The 15,728-nt window shown below is 64.6% G+C and carries 16 protein-coding genes and 1 pseudogene; 11 read left to right on the forward strand and 6 right to left on the reverse strand.

Going from position 1 to position 15,728, the window contains the following annotated elements:
• Positions 1-45: 45 nt before the first annotated feature.
• The 3 genes from AC5LXX_RS31665 to AC5LXX_RS31675 all read left to right on the forward strand — a co-directional run bounded on the left by AC5LXX_RS31665 (position 46) and on the right by AC5LXX_RS31675 (position 3,759).
• Positions 46-1,479: a CoA transferase gene (locus AC5LXX_RS31665; RefSeq protein WP_493414064.1), complete on the forward strand. Its 1,434-nt coding sequence runs from the start codon at positions 46-48 to the stop codon at positions 1,477-1,479.
• 107 nt (positions 1,480-1,586) lie between these two features.
• Complete coding sequence (locus AC5LXX_RS31670; protein ID WP_493414065.1) at positions 1,587-1,997, forward strand: VOC family protein; 411 nt, start codon at positions 1,587-1,589, stop codon at positions 1,995-1,997.
• Between the two features lie 196 nt (positions 1,998-2,193).
• Entirely contained in the window at positions 2,194-3,759 is a 1,566-nt protein-coding gene (locus AC5LXX_RS31675) for a methyl-accepting chemotaxis protein (protein WP_493414066.1), read from the forward strand.
• A 49-nt stretch (positions 3,760-3,808) separates the two neighbouring features.
• On the opposite strand, the gene AC5LXX_RS31680 is transcribed toward AC5LXX_RS31675, so the two are convergent.
• Both AC5LXX_RS31680 and AC5LXX_RS31685 read right to left on the reverse strand, forming a co-directional pair.
• Positions 3,809-4,216, reverse strand: a complete 408-nt coding sequence (locus AC5LXX_RS31680) for a DUF3224 domain-containing protein (RefSeq protein WP_493414067.1) — start codon at positions 4,214-4,216, stop codon at positions 3,809-3,811.
• A 174-nt stretch (positions 4,217-4,390) separates the two neighbouring features.
• Complete coding sequence (locus tag AC5LXX_RS31685; protein WP_493414068.1) at positions 4,391-5,371, reverse strand: helix-turn-helix transcriptional regulator; 981 nt, start codon at positions 5,369-5,371, stop codon at positions 4,391-4,393.
• Positions 5,372-5,470: 99 nt separating this feature from the next.
• Here AC5LXX_RS31685 and AC5LXX_RS31690 point away from each other — a divergent pair, with 99 nt between their 5' ends.
• On the forward strand, positions 5,471-6,133 hold the full coding sequence (locus tag AC5LXX_RS31690) for a glutathione S-transferase family protein (protein ID WP_493414069.1): 663 nt from the start codon (positions 5,471-5,473) through the stop codon (positions 6,131-6,133).
• Positions 6,134-6,207: 74 nt separating this feature from the next.
• On the opposite strand, the gene AC5LXX_RS31695 is transcribed toward AC5LXX_RS31690, so the two are convergent.
• Positions 6,208-7,038, reverse strand: coding sequence for an alpha/beta fold hydrolase (locus tag AC5LXX_RS31695; protein WP_493414070.1), 831 nt, complete (start codon positions 7,036-7,038; stop codon positions 6,208-6,210).
• Between the two features lie 168 nt (positions 7,039-7,206).
• On the opposite strand from AC5LXX_RS31695, the gene AC5LXX_RS31700 reads away from it, so the two are divergent.
• The 4 genes and pseudogenes from AC5LXX_RS31700 to AC5LXX_RS31715 form a co-directional block, all read left to right on the forward strand.
• Entirely contained in the window at positions 7,207-7,656 is a 450-nt protein-coding gene (locus tag AC5LXX_RS31700; RefSeq protein ID WP_493414071.1) for a MerR family transcriptional regulator, read from the forward strand.
• Positions 7,657-7,832: 176 nt separating this feature from the next.
• Positions 7,833-8,750 carry an acetoacetate decarboxylase family protein gene (locus AC5LXX_RS31705; RefSeq protein WP_493414072.1) on the forward strand — a complete coding sequence of 306 codons (918 nt, stop codon included), beginning with the start codon at positions 7,833-7,835 and terminating at the stop codon, positions 8,748-8,750.
• Between the two features lie 43 nt (positions 8,751-8,793).
• On the forward strand, positions 8,794-10,038 hold the full coding sequence (locus AC5LXX_RS31710) for a saccharopine dehydrogenase family protein (RefSeq protein WP_493414073.1): 1,245 nt from the start codon (positions 8,794-8,796) through the stop codon (positions 10,036-10,038).
• Positions 10,039-10,163: 125 nt separating this feature from the next.
• Positions 10,164-10,466, forward strand: a pseudogene (locus AC5LXX_RS31715) (MerR family transcriptional regulator); the annotation flags it as partial.
• Between the two features lie 94 nt (positions 10,467-10,560).
• Here AC5LXX_RS31715 and AC5LXX_RS31720 read toward each other — a convergent pair.
• On the reverse strand, positions 10,561-11,439 hold the full coding sequence (locus AC5LXX_RS31720) for a LysR substrate-binding domain-containing protein (RefSeq protein ID WP_493414074.1): 879 nt from the start codon (positions 11,437-11,439) through the stop codon (positions 10,561-10,563).
• Between the two features lie 132 nt (positions 11,440-11,571).
• Between AC5LXX_RS31720 and AC5LXX_RS31725 the strand changes: the two genes are divergently transcribed.
• Positions 11,572-12,204, forward strand: coding sequence for an FMN-dependent NADH-azoreductase (locus tag AC5LXX_RS31725; RefSeq protein ID WP_493414075.1), 633 nt, complete (start codon positions 11,572-11,574; stop codon positions 12,202-12,204).
• Between the two features lie 27 nt (positions 12,205-12,231).
• On the opposite strand, the gene AC5LXX_RS31730 is transcribed toward AC5LXX_RS31725, so the two are convergent.
• Positions 12,232-12,849 carry a LysE family translocator gene (locus tag AC5LXX_RS31730; RefSeq protein ID WP_493414076.1) on the reverse strand — a complete coding sequence of 206 codons (618 nt, stop codon included), beginning with the start codon at positions 12,847-12,849 and terminating at the stop codon, positions 12,232-12,234.
• Positions 12,850-12,916: 67 nt separating this feature from the next.
• Here AC5LXX_RS31730 and AC5LXX_RS31735 point away from each other — a divergent pair, with 67 nt between their 5' ends.
• Complete coding sequence (locus AC5LXX_RS31735; protein WP_493414077.1) at positions 12,917-13,840, forward strand: LysR family transcriptional regulator; 924 nt, start codon at positions 12,917-12,919, stop codon at positions 13,838-13,840.
• Positions 13,841-14,232: 392 nt separating this feature from the next.
• Positions 14,233-15,078: a DUF5677 domain-containing protein gene (locus AC5LXX_RS31740; RefSeq protein WP_493414078.1), complete on the forward strand. Its 846-nt coding sequence runs from the start codon at positions 14,233-14,235 to the stop codon at positions 15,076-15,078.
• A gap of 86 nt (positions 15,079-15,164) precedes the next feature.
• Here AC5LXX_RS31740 and AC5LXX_RS31745 read toward each other — a convergent pair whose 3' ends face one another.
• The gene (locus tag AC5LXX_RS31745) at positions 15,165-15,518 is read right to left on the reverse strand and encodes a hypothetical protein (RefSeq protein ID WP_493414079.1); all 354 of its coding nucleotides are present in this window, start codon (positions 15,516-15,518) and stop codon (positions 15,165-15,167) included.
• Positions 15,519-15,728: the final 210 nt, after the last annotated feature.

Raw genomic sequence — 15,728 nt, forward strand, 5'->3', positions numbered from 1 at the left:
GCGAGCAAGCCGATCTTTGCGTCACCCAAACGATTCGAGGCGAACATGCGTGTCGATCAAATTTCCGGTGGCGCGGCTGAGGCCGACGAGGGGCTCACGTCGCGTCATCTGCAGGAATTCTGGGCCGCGCTGGGTGGCGCGCCGCAACGTCTCGAGCATTGCAGCTTCAGCGGGACGAGCGAACTGCTGTCGGCGTTTCGCGTGACCGACCTGGCCGGTGCGGCAATTGGCGCGGCGGGTGCGGCCGTAGCCGAATTGCTGCGCGAGTCGACCGGTATATTGCCGGCGGTTCACGTCGACCGGCGCATGGCTTCGCTGTGGTTCGGCATTTCGCTGCGCCCGTCGGGATGGACGTTGCCGCCTCAATGGGATCCGGTGGCCGGCAACTATCGGGCGCGCGATCGCTGGATCCGGTTGCACACCAACGCGCCGCATCATCGGCAAGCCGCGTTGGCGGTGCTCGACTGCGCGGCAGACGCCCAGGCGGTCGCGCGAGCGGTCAGCCGCTGGGATGCCCATGCGCTCGAAGACGCAATCGTCGAGCGCGGCGGGTGCGCGGCGGTGATGTACTCGCGGCAGGAATGGGCCGCGCATCCGCAAGGCAAGGCCGTTGCGTCCGAACCGTTGCTGCACGCTCACACCACGCCGGCGGTTGCGGCACGCGACTGGCAGCCGTCGCGAAACCGGCCGTTGCAGGGCATTCGTGTGCTCGACCTGACGCGCATACTCGCCGGCCCCGTCGCGACGCGATTCCTGGCGGGCCTCGGCGCCGACGTGCTGCGCATCGATCCGTATGGCTGGGAAGAGCCGGGCACGGTGCCCGACGTCGTCCTGGGCAAGCGCTGCGCTCGGCTTGATCTGAAGCAGCCCGCGGATCTCGCGACGCTCGAGCGGTTGCTGCGCGACGCGGATATCGTCGTGCACGGTTACCGGTCCGACGCGCTTGCACGTCTCGGGCTCGATGCCGCGCAACGGCGCGCGCTCAATCCCGCGCTCATCGACGTATCGCTCGACGCATATGGCTGGACCGGCGCGTGGCGTTGCCGGCGCGGCTTCGACAGTCTCATCCAGATGAGCACGGGAATCGCCGACGCGGGCATGCGCATGACGGGTAACGACGAGCCGGTGAACCTGCCCGTCCAGGCGATCGACCATGCGACGGGCTACCTGATGGCGGCGTCAGCCATACGTGGATTGACGGCGCGACTGAAGGGCGGCGTGGGCACTGAAGTTCGTGCTTCGCTGGCGCGTACGTCGGCCGTCTTGCAGTTGCGTGCTGAGCCGATGAGCGACGTGGTTGTCGTGGCTCCGGATACGCAACATGATCGCGCGGAGCACGTCGAAACGACGTCATGGGGGCCTGCCACGCGGCTTCGCGCGCCGCTCGAGATCGAGGGCGCGCCGCTCGCGTGGTTCCATCCGGCGCGCGCATTGGGAGCCTATGAACCGCGGTGGCTGGAGTCGAACGCCAGCCTTTGACGAGCGGCAAAGGAGGCGCGGTACTTGATCAATCCTTCGCATTCCTTTGCAGGACGTCGGTGCGCGGAGCACAATACCGCTGACACCCGCATCGGAGGTTGCGTACCATGGCCATGTTCCAGCCCGATGGATGGCATACCGTCACGCCGCGCATTGTCGTTCCGGATCCGCAAAACCTGATCGCATTCGTGCGGACGGTGTTCGACGCACGCGGCGAATTTCGCACCGGCTTGCCTGCCGAGATCCGCATCGGCGATTCCGTCGTGATGATCAGCGGCGCCGACGGCCTGCGCGAGCCGATGCCGGCGTTCCTGTACGTGTATGTCGAGGATACCGATTCGATTTATCGACGGGCGATCGCGGCGCAGGCGGTTTCGCTGGAAGCGCCCGCCGACCTGCCGTACGGCGACAGGCGCGCGATGGTAAGGGACCCGTGGGGCAACGTCTGGCAGATTGCCACGCACCGGTACGACCTGTCGGCCGACGAGATCAGGGCGAGGCTGGCCGACGGCAGGTAGCGCATCCGGCTTCCGCGTCGCCTCCATCTGTCGCAATCGTCAAGATTCACGTCGCGTACAGGTAAAACCTCGCCGTTTCCCCCGCCGTTAACCCGTTCGCAGCCCCCGCGCCGCGTATTGCGATGCGGCGCCCGTCTTTCGTGATCCGGAATCCACATCCGCCGCTGGCCGCACCGGGCCCGCGCAAGGGAACGTCATGCGAAAACAATTCACCATCCGCGGTGGACTCATCGCGACCATCGCCGGCTATACCGTGCTGCTCGTGCTGGTGGTCGGCGCCGGCATTGCTGCGCTCTACATCGGCAACGGTTCGCTCGAGGCGATGTACCGCGACGACACCGCGTCGCTGCTGCACCTGAAGACCAGCTCCGAGCGGATGCTCGTGCTGCGCGAACGCATGAGCGACGTCGCGCAGATCATCAGCGCGGGTCAGTCGGGCAAGGAGGGCGCCGCGCAGCTCCACACGCTCCTCAAGCAGAGCAACGACGAACTGGATGCCTACACGCGCCTGCATGCGCGCGACGCGAACGAGCAGGCGCTGTTCGACACGCTGCAGCGCCACCGCCGCGCGCTGCTCGACCGTGTGTTCCTGAAAGCACTGTCGCAGCTCGACGGCGACGACGCGTTCAATTTCCTCGATACGCAACGCACCGCACCGCCGGCGCTGTTCGCCGCCTACCAGGATGCGATCGACGCGCTCGAATCGTTCCAGGTCGCGCGCCAGAAGGCCCGTTACGATGCGGCCGGCGTGCATTTCCACCGGATCGTGTGGGGGATGGCGGCGGTCGCCGCGCTGGCGCTCGTCGTCGGCTTCTTTGCGCAGCGCGTGCTTGCGAAGGCGATCATCGAACCGATCAATCTCGCGGTCGGCCAGTTCGAGAAAATTTCGAAAGGCGACCTGACGGGCACCGTCGTCATCGCGGGCGAAAACGAAATGGCCTATCTGCTCAATGCGCTGAAGCGGATGCAGGACGGCCTCGTCGACACCGTGAACCAGGTGCGCGCGAGTACCGAAACGATCGTCGGCGACGTCCGCACGATCGCGAGCGGCAACGTCGACCTGTCCGCGCGCACCGAGCAGCAGGCCGTGTCGCTGCAGCAGGCGGCCGCGAGCGTCGAACAGCTGACGGCGGCCGTGCGCCAGAACGCGGACAACGCGCGCGATGCGCGTACTTACGTCGAGGGTGCGGCCGGTATCGCGTCGCGGGGCGGCGAGGCGATGCAGCGCGTCGTCGAGACGATGTCCGCGATTTCGACCAGCTCCGCGCGGATTTCCGGCATCGTCGGCACGATCGAAAGCATCGCGTTCCAGACCAACATCCTCGCGTTGAATGCAGCCGTCGAAGCCGCGCGCGCAGGCGAGCAGGGGCGCGGGTTTGCGGTGGTCGCGACGGAGGTGCGCGGGCTCGCGCAGCGTTGCGCGTCGGCGGCGAAGGAAATTCGCGACCTGATCGGCAATGCCGCACGGCGTGTCGAAGACGGCAGCGGCCTCGTCACGCTGGCCGGCTCGGCGATGAGCGAGCTCGTCGCCGCGGTCGAACGCGTCAACGCGATCATGGGCGAGACCAGCCACGCGTTCGAAGAGCAGTCGTCAGGCATCGAGCAGGTGAATGCGGCGGTCATCCAGATGGAGCAGACGATGCAACGCAATGCGGCGCTGGTCGAGGAGGCGGCGGCCGCGGCGTTGTCGCTCGATGAACAGGGTTCGCGACTGAGCGCGGCGGTCGCGCAGTTCCGTCTGCACGACGAGGCGTTCGCGTGATGCGGGAACGCGTCAGCGCCGCGAGTCTAGTGGCATTTCTTTGAGCGACTCACTGCGCAGCATCGGGCAATTCATAGTCGAAGCTGTACGAATGCAGGCCGTTGTCGATATGGATGATCATCGAACCGGAAAGCCCAAGCAGTTCTCCCGTCCCGGAATCGGGCACGACGGTGATCGACTGCTTTGGCTCCCCACGCGTCATCGTGGAGCTGTGCTGCAGGACGAAGCTGCCGCGGCGCCCGCCGAGCACACCCTGTACCGTTTCCATCGCCACGTAGCCTGCCGAGCCATGGACGCTGCTGCGAAACGCGAGCATTTCTCCATGGCTGACGGCTTCCAGGTCGCCTTGAAATTGCTTGTTCAGCGACATGCGCCCGAGCCCGGAATGTTCGGCGACGGCGCTCAGGGATTCCGGATTCAGCTTCACTTCGAACGGACCGTTGGCCAGCAGTTTCATTACAGCTCTCCTCGTTGAATGGACAGTCCGCACTATAAGTCAGTGGGCCTGCCCGAGATAGCTGTTTGCTTTACGAGCTGGCATCGGGGAAACCGGATTCGACATCGGGCCGTGAACGCGGCTCGGTTGCAACCCCTTGTCGACGCGTTTCCGACGAGACCTGATGGCGGCGCTTCAAGCATCAGCAGATGGATAAAGCGCCGATACCTGCGATAACTCTTCGATGAACCGATCCTTGAGCGCCTGCGGCCCGAGGATTTTTACGTGTGCGCCGAAGCCCAGCAGCTTGCGCGCACCGTGCTCGATCGATTCGATCGGCATCAGGAATGCTTTCCATCCTGGCGGCACATCCGTGCCAGGTGACGTTTCGGGGATCGGTGCGGTCTTGATCCGCGCGTTGGCAAGCCAGGTTTCGCCGCGCGGCGATACGGCGATATGGGCGGTCAGCTGATGGAGATCGGCTTCGTACCGCTTCATCGCGTCGCGCCAGTGCGCGGCCAGGTCGAATCGCGCCGGGCGCCTGAAACGGCGGCGCGTTGCGTTGAATTCGAGGATGTTGGCGAGCCTGAAGGTGAGCGCACCGCGCTTGCCGGCCACCTTCGCAATCAGGTACCAGGCACCGCCCTTGAGCACGAGGCCGAGCGGTTCGAGCGCGCGGCGCGATATGCCGCGCCAGCTCTGGTACGTCACGTCGATCCGGTACGCGCCCCACACGGCGTCAGCCACTTCACGCAGGAACGCGGGCGTTTCCTGCGCGCGGTACCAGTCCACGGTATCGATGTGCAGGCGGCTGGCGACGCGATCGGCCCGCTCGCGCGAGGCCGGCGGCAGGCTCGCGATCATCTTCAGCCGCGCGGACGCAGCCATGCCGTCGAGACCCAGTTCGCTCGCCGGCCCGGGCAGGCCCGCGAGAATCAGTGCGTGCGCTTCGTGTTCGGTCAGCCCCGTGAGATCGGTGCTCCAGCCGTCGCGCAGTTGGAATCCGCCGTTGCGGCCGCGGTCGCCCCAGATCGGCACGCCGGCCGTGGAGAGCTGGTCGATATCGCGCAGGATCGTGCGCTCGGATACTTCCAGCGCTTCGGCCAGCGCCGGCGCGGTCATCCGGCCGCGCGCTTGCAGCATCATCATGATCGACAGCAGGCGGCTCGCTTTCATGCATGACACATTACCGCAAATACCTGACATAAGGTGTCATGTTTTTGGGATTATGCTTTGCCGCATCCCTGACCCGTTCCATTGAAGCGGAGACGAACCATGAAGATCATTTCAGGACTGCTGAGCATGTTCGGCGCCAAGGTCGAGATTGCAGCGCACGAGAAGGGCATCGACTTCGAACGGGTGATGGTGCCGTTCAGTCAGCAGCGCGGCTACGAGCCCAGGCATCCGGACGTGTTGCGCATCAATCCGAAGCGCCAGGTGCCGGTGCTGATCGACGGCGATCTGGAGATCTTCGATTCGACGCAGATCTTCGAGTATCTCGAGGACCTGAAGCCGGCGCCCGCGTTATGGCCGGCGCAACCGGCAGCGCGCGCCGTCGCGCGTCAGCTCGAACACTGCAGCGACGAAGTCTATTTCCCGCACGTCGTCCGGCTGATGGGGCTCGAGGGCACGCCGGACGATCCGGCGGCGCAGGCCGCGCGTGCCGAAGCGGCGCGATATTACCGGCAGATGGAGCGTGTGCTCGACAATCGGGATTTTCTGGCCGGCGCTTATTCCTACGCCGACATCGCGTTCTACATGGCGCAGTTGTTCGGTGCGCGCAAAGGTGCGCCGATGACTGCCGAAACGCCGAACCTGCTTGCGTGGCGCGAACGGATGACGGCGCGTCCTGCCGTGCGCAAGGTGGCCGGTGCGATGGCGGCATATCTTGTGTCGATCGGCGAAGTGGTTCCCGATTTTCTTCGCGAACTTCACTAGCTGCGTTCGGCAGCTGCTCGGGAAGGCCTTCAGCCTGCGACTCCGGTTGAAGGCCGCACCGTCGTCCGCCGGGTTCAGCCGCGGATGAACGCGAGCAGGTCGGCGTTGATCGTATCGGCGTTCGACGTCGGCATGCCGTGCGGAAAGCCCGCATACACCTTCAGTGTGCTGTTCCTCGCCAGCTTCGCCGACAGCAGGCCGGAATCGGCGTACGGGACGATCTGGTCGTCGTCGCCGTGCATCACGAGCACCGGGATCGAGGTGCGTTTCAGGTCTTCGGTGAAATCGGTCTGCGAGAACGCGACGATGCCGTCGTAGTGCGCTTTCGCGCTGCCCATCATGCCCTGCCGCCACCAGTTCCAGATGACGCCTTGCGACGGTGTCGCGCCGTCGCGGTTGTAGCCGTAGAACGGGCCGGCCGGCACGTCGTGGTAGAACTGCGCACGGTTCGCCGCGAGTTGCGCCTGCAGGTTGTCGAACACCTCTTTCGGCAGCCCGCCCGGGTTGCTGTCGGTCTTGACCATCAGCGGCGGCACGGCGCTGATCAGCACGGCCTTGGCGACGCGGTCCTCGCCATGGCGCGCGACGTAGTGGATGACCTCGCCGCCGCCGGTGGAGTGGCCCACATGGACGGCGCCCTGTACGCCGAGGTGGTTCACGACCGCAGCGACGTCGTCCGCGTAATGATCCATGTCATGGCCGTCCCAGACCTGGCTGGAGCGCCGGTGGCCGCGACGGTCGTGCGCGATCACGCGGTAGCCCTGCGCGAGGAAGAACAGCATCTGGGCATCCCAGTCGTCGGCGCTGAGCGGCCAGCCATGATGAAAGAAAATCACCTGGGCGTCGCGCGGACCCCAGTCCTTGTAGAAGATGTCGACGCCATCTTGCGTAGTGACGTATCCCATGTCTGCTCCTGTTCGGTGAACGATATCGATCCGTGGCGGCCTTGCCGCGTGTCGCGATCGCCAGGCCCGTGCAACGTGCGCGGCGGCATCGGCCGTCCGCCCGGCTTGGCGATGCGGTTACTCTAGGTTTAATGTTAGGTTTAATGTCAACACGGGTACGAGGTAGGGATGAGAATCGGGGAACTCGCGAAGCTCAGCGGCCTGTCGGCATCGCGGATCCGCTTTTACGAGGCCGAAGGGTTGATCACGGCCGTCGAACGCAGTACGAACGGCTATCGCGACTACGCCGATGATGCGGTGTGGATGCTCGAGATCATTGCCAGTGCGCAAAGCGCGGGTTTTTCGCTCGAGCAGATCCGCCATCTGCTGCCGGTGAAGGCCGGCAACTGGCAGCACGAGGGGTTGGTGGAGGCGCTCGAACGGAAAGTCGCCGAGATCGAAGCGATGCAGAAGCGCCTCAAGGAGAACAAGGCGCAACTCCGCGTCGCGATCGACAGCATCAAGAACCGGCCGACCGCACTGGATTGCGCCGAACGCACGCGCTGGGTGATGGACCGGCTGCGCGATCACGGCGTGGTATCGATCCGCGGCAAAGGCCGCCGCACGATGGCCAAATGATCCGCCGATGCGACGGCGATCGCCGCAAGGTCACTCGAACGCAGCCGGACGTGCTCCTCTATTCCGAGCCTTGACCTTAAAGTTGACTTAAAGCTTAGAGTGCTTGCTGACGGCAGTGAATCAGCAGGCTCCGGGTGTTGCCTGCCACGGTCAATCATCGACGAGAGGCGACGAGCATGGACAGGCGTTTTACACAGGTCGAATTCGGGCCGCATACGGTCGACGTGCCGGAAGGCGGGTACTACGACCGGTTCCGGATGAATCCGGACCTGGACGAGGTGGCGCGCGATCCCGCGGCGGGGAACATCGATTTTTTCCGCCGGATTCCGAAGCGTCAGGTTGCGTCGCGGGTCGGCCCGACCTGGGCGCCGAACTTCTATTACCGCTCCAGCAGCATCCAGCTGCTGTTTCTTGCGCCGCTCGACCGCCTGCGGGCGACGCTGCCGGCGCCGCTCGAACCGCTGCGGGCGCTCCCCGGCTACGGGCTGGTCGCGCTGACGTTCTTTTCGTATTCGGTGTGCGACAACGATCCGTACGACGAAGTCTCCGTCGCGGTAGTGATTCGCCGGCCGGGCGCGACAGGGTCGCCGGCACGCGAGCTGATCGACTCGATGCGGCGCCGCAGTTTCTTCGCGCACGTGCTGGCGCTGCCGGTCACGACGGAGATCGCGCGGGTGCGCGGCGTGCATGGCTATCAGCTGCCGAAATGGCTCGCCGATATCGACGTGGACATCGGCGCTACCGCACGTGCGCGCATTGCCGGCCCCGGCGGCCGGCCGGACCTGAGCCTGAGCGTGCCGCTGCCGGCGCTGACCACCGTGCCGTCGCAATCGCACATGGGCACGACGACGATGGTCAACCGCATCGACGGCGAATGGCATCAGTCGTCGGTGCAGACCAACATGCTCTCGTTCGCGCAGCGCCTGCTGCCGCGCAACGTCGAACTGGTACGGCACGGCGGGCCGTTGAGCCAGCTGCTCGACGGGCTCGGTGCGTCGACCATCATGCGGCTCGACGTGGTCAAGGACGCGCAACTGGTCCTGAACCTGCCGACGCCTCTGAAGACCTTCGATGAACCCGGAAAGCCACGCTGACGATACGGATGCGCGCGACACGCGTGCACCGAAGGAGATGCCCATGTCGCAACCGACCTACGATCTCGTCGTATTTGGCGCCACCAGTTTTGTCGGGCAGATCCTGGCCCGCTATCTGTCCGACTACCTGGCGGGCGCCGGCGAGACGCTGCGCTGGGCGATTGCCGGCCGGTCCGAGGCGAAGCTCAGGCAGGTCAGGGATACGCTCGGTGCGGCCGGGCAGGCCGTGCCGATCATCGTCGCGGACGCGGCCGACGAAGCGCAGCTTCAGGCGCTTTGCGCGCAAACGCGGGTGGTCGTGTCGACAGTCGGACCCTACGCCCTTTACGGGGAGCCGCTGGTCAGGGTCTGCGCGCAAACCGGCACCGACTACTGCGACCTCACCGGCGAGACGCAGTGGATCAAGCGGATGATCGACCGGTACGAACCCGCGGCGCGGCAATCGGGCGCGCGCATCGTGCACTGCTGCGGTTTCGATTCGGTGCCGTCGGACATGGGTGTTTTCTTCCTGCAGCAACAGGCACGGCGGCAGTGGGGCGTGCCGGCCGGGCAGGTGAAGATGCGCGTGCGGACGCTGAAGGGCGGCGCATCGGGCGGTACCGTCGCGAGCGTGATCAACGTCGTGCGGGAAGCGGCGGCCGATCCCGCGTTGCGCCGGGAACTGCTCGATCCTTATTCGCTGTGTCCGAAAGGGCATGGCTTCACGGTGCGGCAGCATGCTGTTCGGTCCGCCGAATTCGATCGCGACTGCGATGCGTGGATCGCACCGTTCGTGATGGCGGCGATCAACGAGCGTGTCGTGCATCGCTCGAATGCGCTGGCCGGCAATGCCTACGGCAGCCGCTTCACCTACGATGAAGCCGTGATGACGGGCGCGGGCCTCAAGGGCCGCTTGACCGCGCTGACGATGGTCGCCGGCCTCGGCGCATTCATGGTGGGCGTGCTCGTCAAGCCGGTGCGCAGCCTGATGGAACGTTTCCTGCTGCCGAAGCCCGGCGAGGGGCCGAGCGTCGCGGCCCAGCAGGCCGGCCGCTACGACCTGCGATTCTTCGGCCGGGCCGACGACGGGCGGATCTTGCGCGTGAAAGTCACCGGCGACCGCGATCCGGGCTACGGCTCGACCGGCAAGATGCTCGGACAGGCTGCGATCAGTCTCGCGCTGGATTGCAGTAGTGACGGAGTCAAGAGCGGGCGCGGCGGCGGCTTCTGGACACCCGCGACGATGTTCGGCGAACGCTATGTCGAGCGTCTGGTACGCCATGCCGGGTTGGGCTTCGAGGTGATTTGAGCGCAATCCTGCCTGCCATTGGCGATGCAAGGATAAAGATCGGATTGCGAATCGACGTGAGGAGACGGCTGACTGTCACGGTGGATTGAATGGCCGGATCCGTTCCGGCCGGGGAGTACCGGAACATGAAGATCGGGGAACTGGCGGAACGCATCGGCCTTGCCCCTTCGCGCATCCGCTTCTACGAACGCATCGGCCTGTTGACGCTGGTCGAGCGCGAAGCGAACGGCTATCGCACGTATCCGCAGGAAGCGGTGACGGTGCTCGACCTGATCGCGGCGGCGCAGAAGGCGGATTTCAGTCTGGACGAGATTCGCGCGCTGATTCCGTCCGACTTTGCGCAATGGCAATGCGGGGTGTTGCTCGATGCGCTGTGCCGCAAGGTGAAGGACATCGAGGCGCTGGAGGCGCGGCTTGCGCGCGGTCGGGAGCCTGCTGGCGGGCGCGTCGAATGGAGTACGAAGCGTTGAGTCGGGCGGGGCACGAAGCGTGCCCCGTGTGTATTTTCGCGAGCGCCGTACGTCAGGCTCGGTGGCGTGTGCCGGCCGCTGCTCGAACGGCGGTTTCATCGGCGATCGTTGCGGCGAATTCGACGGCGGCCGGAACTGCGGTGTCGTGCATCATCACGAATTCCATGTCCGGCAGCGTCGGCAATCCTTCGGACACGCCCAATTCACGGAGCGTGTCGTCGAGTGCACTGCGCGGCAGCGGCGCGATCGCGATACCGGCGCGCGCGAACATCAGGATGCCGGTGACGCTCGGGCTTTCGCACGCGATCCGGTAGCCCATGCCGGCCAGAGCGAGCGTCTTGACGGCGGCGCCGCGGTACGGGCACGGATCGGGGAAGCACGCGAGCGGCACGTCACCTTCCGGAAGCGGCTCGTGGCGCGCGAATGCCCAGACGAGCGGCTCCTGCCACAAGGTCGTGCCCTGGCCAGAATGCGAGCACCGGCTGCCGATCACGAGATCGAACTCGCCGTTTGCGTGACGTCGAAACAGGCTGTCGCCGATGTCGACCACCAGATCCAGCCGCAAGCCGCGCCGCGCGGCGCAATGGCGGCGCATCACGTCGGGAAGCCAGTCTCCGGCAAAGTCTTCCGACGCGCCGATCCGCAGCTTGATGTCGACCGCGTTGCCGGTTCCGAGCCTCGCACGTGCTTCCTCGCTCAGATTGAGCATCGCGCGCGCATAGCCGAGCAGTGTCTCGCCATGCGCGGTGAGCGCGACGCTGCGCGTGTTGCGTACGAGCAGCGCGCATCCGACCTGCTCTTCGAGCCGGACGATCTGCGCGCTCACCGCGGATTGGCTGAGGTGCAGCCGGTGGCCGGCGCCGGTAAAGCTTCGCATGTCGGCGACCGCAATAAACGTATGAAGCAGCATCGTGTCGAGGGGAGCGCTCATTGATCACCAATCCAGGTTAAATCGATTCATTAATATCGTTTCCTGATTGTAAGCCGTCCCGATACGCTGCGAATCGCAGTGGGCGACCGCGCATCCCGTGCGGCGCCGTCACTCGACGCAGGGATCGGCTCCATGACACGCGTGCTCTATATCGAAGGTTCCCCCAACAAGGCATATTCGGCGTCCATCGACGTGTGCCGTGCATTTCTCGATGCGTACCGGCACGCGCATCCCGATCATGAGATACGGACGCTCGACATCTGGGACGTGGCGCTGCCGGAATTCGATGCAGCCGCGCTGGCCGCGAAATATGCCGGACTGAGCGGCACGGCGTTGACGCCGGAACAGGCTGCGGCATGGCAGCAGATCGAACGGCTCGCGGCGCCATTCCACGAAGCGGACAAGTTCCTGTTCGGCGTGCCGCTGTGGAATTTCAGTATTCCGTACAAGCTCAAGCACCTGATCGACGTGATCTCGCAGAAAGATGTGCTGTTCACGTTCGACGGATCGGGGTTCGGCGGCAAGCTGGCCGGGAAAAAGGCGGCGGTCGTGTACGCACGCGGGCTCAGCTACGAGGCGCCCGGTTCGTTTACGCCGGCCGCCGAGTTCGATCTGCAACGCCCGTACATGGAAACGTGGCTCAAGTTCGTGGGCGTGACGGATATCACCGGGATTATCGTCGAACGTACGTTGTTCGGTCCGGACGGGCAGGTCGATCGCAGTCGTGCGATCGAAGAAGCGCGGGCGATCGCGCACACGTTCTGACGTTGCCGTTCGTCGCGGGCGGCGAGGTCAGCGCCCGCCGCGCGCGATGGCGAGCGCGACGCCGAAGCCCACGAGCAGGCATCCGAAGGTGCGGTCGATCCAGTGACGCAGCGACAGCAGGCGATCGCGGACGGCCGTCGCCGAGAAGCAGACGGCCACCAGACTGAACCAGCCGGCGTGTGCGACCGCGATGAACGCGCCGTAGCCGAGCTGCACGATCAACGGCGTGTCGGGGCGGACGGCCTGCATGAACAGGCTGACGATAAACACCGTGGTCTTGGGATTCAACGCATTGGTCAGGAAGCCGGTGCGCAGTGCGGCGAGATCGGACAGCGGGGCTGCCGGTGCATCGGGTTGCCCGTCGGGGGCCTTGGTCATGAGCATCTTCACGCCAAGGTAGATCAGGTATATCGCACCGATCAGCTTGACTGCATTGAAGAGCCACAGCGACTGGCGGATCAGCAGCCCGACACCCAGCAGCGTGTAACTCACGTGAACCGTTACGCCCAGCCCGATTCCCAGCGCGGTGAGCACGCCGGCGCGACGCGACAGCATGAGGCTGTTGCGCGTGACCATCGCGAAGTCCGGGCCCGGGCTGATGACGGCCAGCAATGTGATGGTGACTACGACTATCAGTTCGGTCATTGCCTTTTCCTTGCGGAGGGAGTCTTGATGGCACAATGCTAGCAACCGTGTCACATCTTGAAAAACGATGATTTCTGACCAAAATGGTGAGATTGACTCACAATCGACTCGTACGAGCCTGCCGTCATTGATGGCGCTGCGTTGTTTCGAGGCGGCGGCGCGTCACGAGAATTTCAGTCGTGCCGCCGACGAGCTGTGTTTGACCCACGGCGCGGTCAGTCGCGCGGTGCGACTGCTCGAGGATGATCTGGGCGTCGCGCTGTTCCTGCGGCGCAGTCGTCGTGTATTCCTGATCGATGCGGGGCGCAAGCTGGCGCAGGCCGTCCATGACGGCCTCGGCCTGATGCGTCACGCCACGCAGGAATTGCGTAGCGAGGCGGCGCGTGCGCGGCGGTGGGTGTTGTCGTGCGAGCCGACGCTTCTGATGCGCTGGCTGATCCCGCGCTGGCCGGATTTCCAGGCGCGATACACGGGTGTCGATATCCACCTGGTTGCTGCGGGCGGGCCGTTTTCGTTCGACAGCGGGATCGACATGGCGATTCGCCGCAACGACTTTGCGTGGCCGGCGGGGTATCACGCGGAGCAACTGTTTGCCGAGCGGGTGGGGCCGGTCTGCCGTCCGGACAAAGTCGGTGCGTGGTTTGCTGCGCGTCGCGGTGCGCGTTCGTTGAAGCAGGATGCGCCGCTATTGCATACGCGGACCCGGCCGGATGCGTGGAAGGAATGGACGGTGGCGGCCGGTCAGCCAGCGGCGCGTGGGCGCGGGCAGGTGCTGGATCATTTTTACTTCAGTCTGCAGGCGGCTGTCGCGGGGCTGGGCGTGGCGATCGGGCCGTGGCATCTCGTGCGCGACGACATCGAAAGCGGAGTGCTGGTCGCGCCGATGGGGTTCGTCGAGGATGGTTCGCATTACTGCCTGTTGACGCCGGCGCCGGTGGTGGAGGGGAGCGCGCAGGCGGAGTTGTTGGGGTGGTTGAGGGCGGTGGTTTGATGGGGGAGTGATATTCGGATTTGAAGCAAATCGGGCAGATGCCTGGAGCGTGGTGATTGAGGGCTAACACGATCGGTTGTTGTCGATCCGAAGGAGACAGTCGACATTCCCGAAAGCTGCCGTTCCATCCAGCTTTGTACGTGACCATTGTTGACGGCTGACACCTCCCAAATTACGCTCCACCATGGGTTTCACACCACGGCAAATCAATGAACGACGCAGCAACCGAACTGGTGATTACACCGGCCAAACATGTCATCGGTCGGTTGCAAACTACCTTCCCTGGTTGGAGCAAGATCTATGTTCGCGTTGTGGCCTACACAGGCCGATCGCCACGAATCTTGGCCTGACAGTCCAATGCGGCGATAGTCCGCAAGGCTAAGGAGAAGACCATGACTCTGAGCCGTGACGGCTTCCTATCCACGCACATTAACGCCCTCGCGGATGAGGCGTTTCGGGACTATTGCCCCGACCATGCGGCGCTCGTAGAGCAGATCAACCGCTTCGCCATCGCCCTGCTGATCGTGCCGCGCGACATCCAACAGCGTGACGCCGACCTTTTCGCCGTCACCCTTTTTGGGCGAGCCGTTCAGGACTTCGAGGGTGCTGTGCTCCTGAGCGCCAGGGGGCTGCGTGCGCAGTCGCGCGCAATGGTGCGATCGACCTTCGAAACTGCGCTGTACTGCATGGCCGCCTCCCGCGACATCGTGCTGTCGCACGGCGCCAAAATCAAACTCAAGAAGGGCGAAGCGCCGACGACGCGGTTCGTCGAGGCGTTCGAGGGTGGGCACCAGCGATTCCGCGGGCACGTCGCGGCTGAGTTGCGGGATATGCCAGAGGTGCCAGCCGAAACGGGAGCGGCGCTCGACGCATTGCTCGACGAGATCGGCACGCCAGGGAAGCACCAAGACATTGACCTTTGCGGCTTGGCGAAAGACCTGAGCCTGTCTGATCTTTATACCGTCGTCTACCGCTCTCTCTCTCAGGATGCCCACCCGTCCGCCACCTCTCTTCAGCACCACGTTGAGGTGAGCGCCACAGGTAAGATAACCGGTCTGCGCATCGGCCCCGACTACTTGCAGTTTGCCGACACCTTGGCTCTCGCGGCCTGCTCCTTGCTGGTCGCGTTAGACGGGTTTGTGGGCCGCTTCGGGACACCAGAAGAGCAGGAGGCCCTGGGGGCGCTTGTGAATGCCTATCGAGAACTCCACGAGCCTCTTGGCGCCTCTCCCCGATAGTCCAGTAGGTCGCATTTCGAGCCCCGTATCAATGCCGTTACGGCCGTGGGGCTGAGGCTGAAGGTCCCTTCCTGGCCGCCAAACGCTTACAGCTTTGAGGTGACGCCCGTCGTGTCAACGGTGATACAGAAGTGTATTCGGTCCGTCGTTTCTGGATAAGTTTTCGACCACTCTAGTGCGGCGGCCCGAATTGTCCGCCGACAGAAGTCGGCAGCATCGGGTATCGAAAGACCCTCCAAACTCGTTGTTCCCTGCGGCGCATTGCCGTGACCGACCCGCCCATCCGCAGACTGAATCCATCCTTCCCAACCCAGGAGGTGAATCTGGTTGATCGCGCACCAATCAATTGCGGCAATAGCCGCATTGAGCGGAAGGACAATCTCCCTACGTGAAATTGAGTGCCGCGCGATCTCGGGCGGCAATATTTCCAGCTGGGACATTTGACACACTCAACAAGTTTCGAGATAGCAAGATTTTCAGCAGTCTTGCCTCGTATGTCGAGCGTCCGTTCCTGGCCGGATGCCGCCCGACGCAGTCGGCTATAGCCGACCCACGGGGGACCTTCCCCTTCCTCGATTGCGGTCATCCGCGCCTGACGCAGTCCTACCGCCTATTCTTCAGTTCACCTCAGCCAACGACTGTCGAGCCTG

The sequence above is a fragment of the Burkholderia torrens genome (assembly GCF_984668525.1).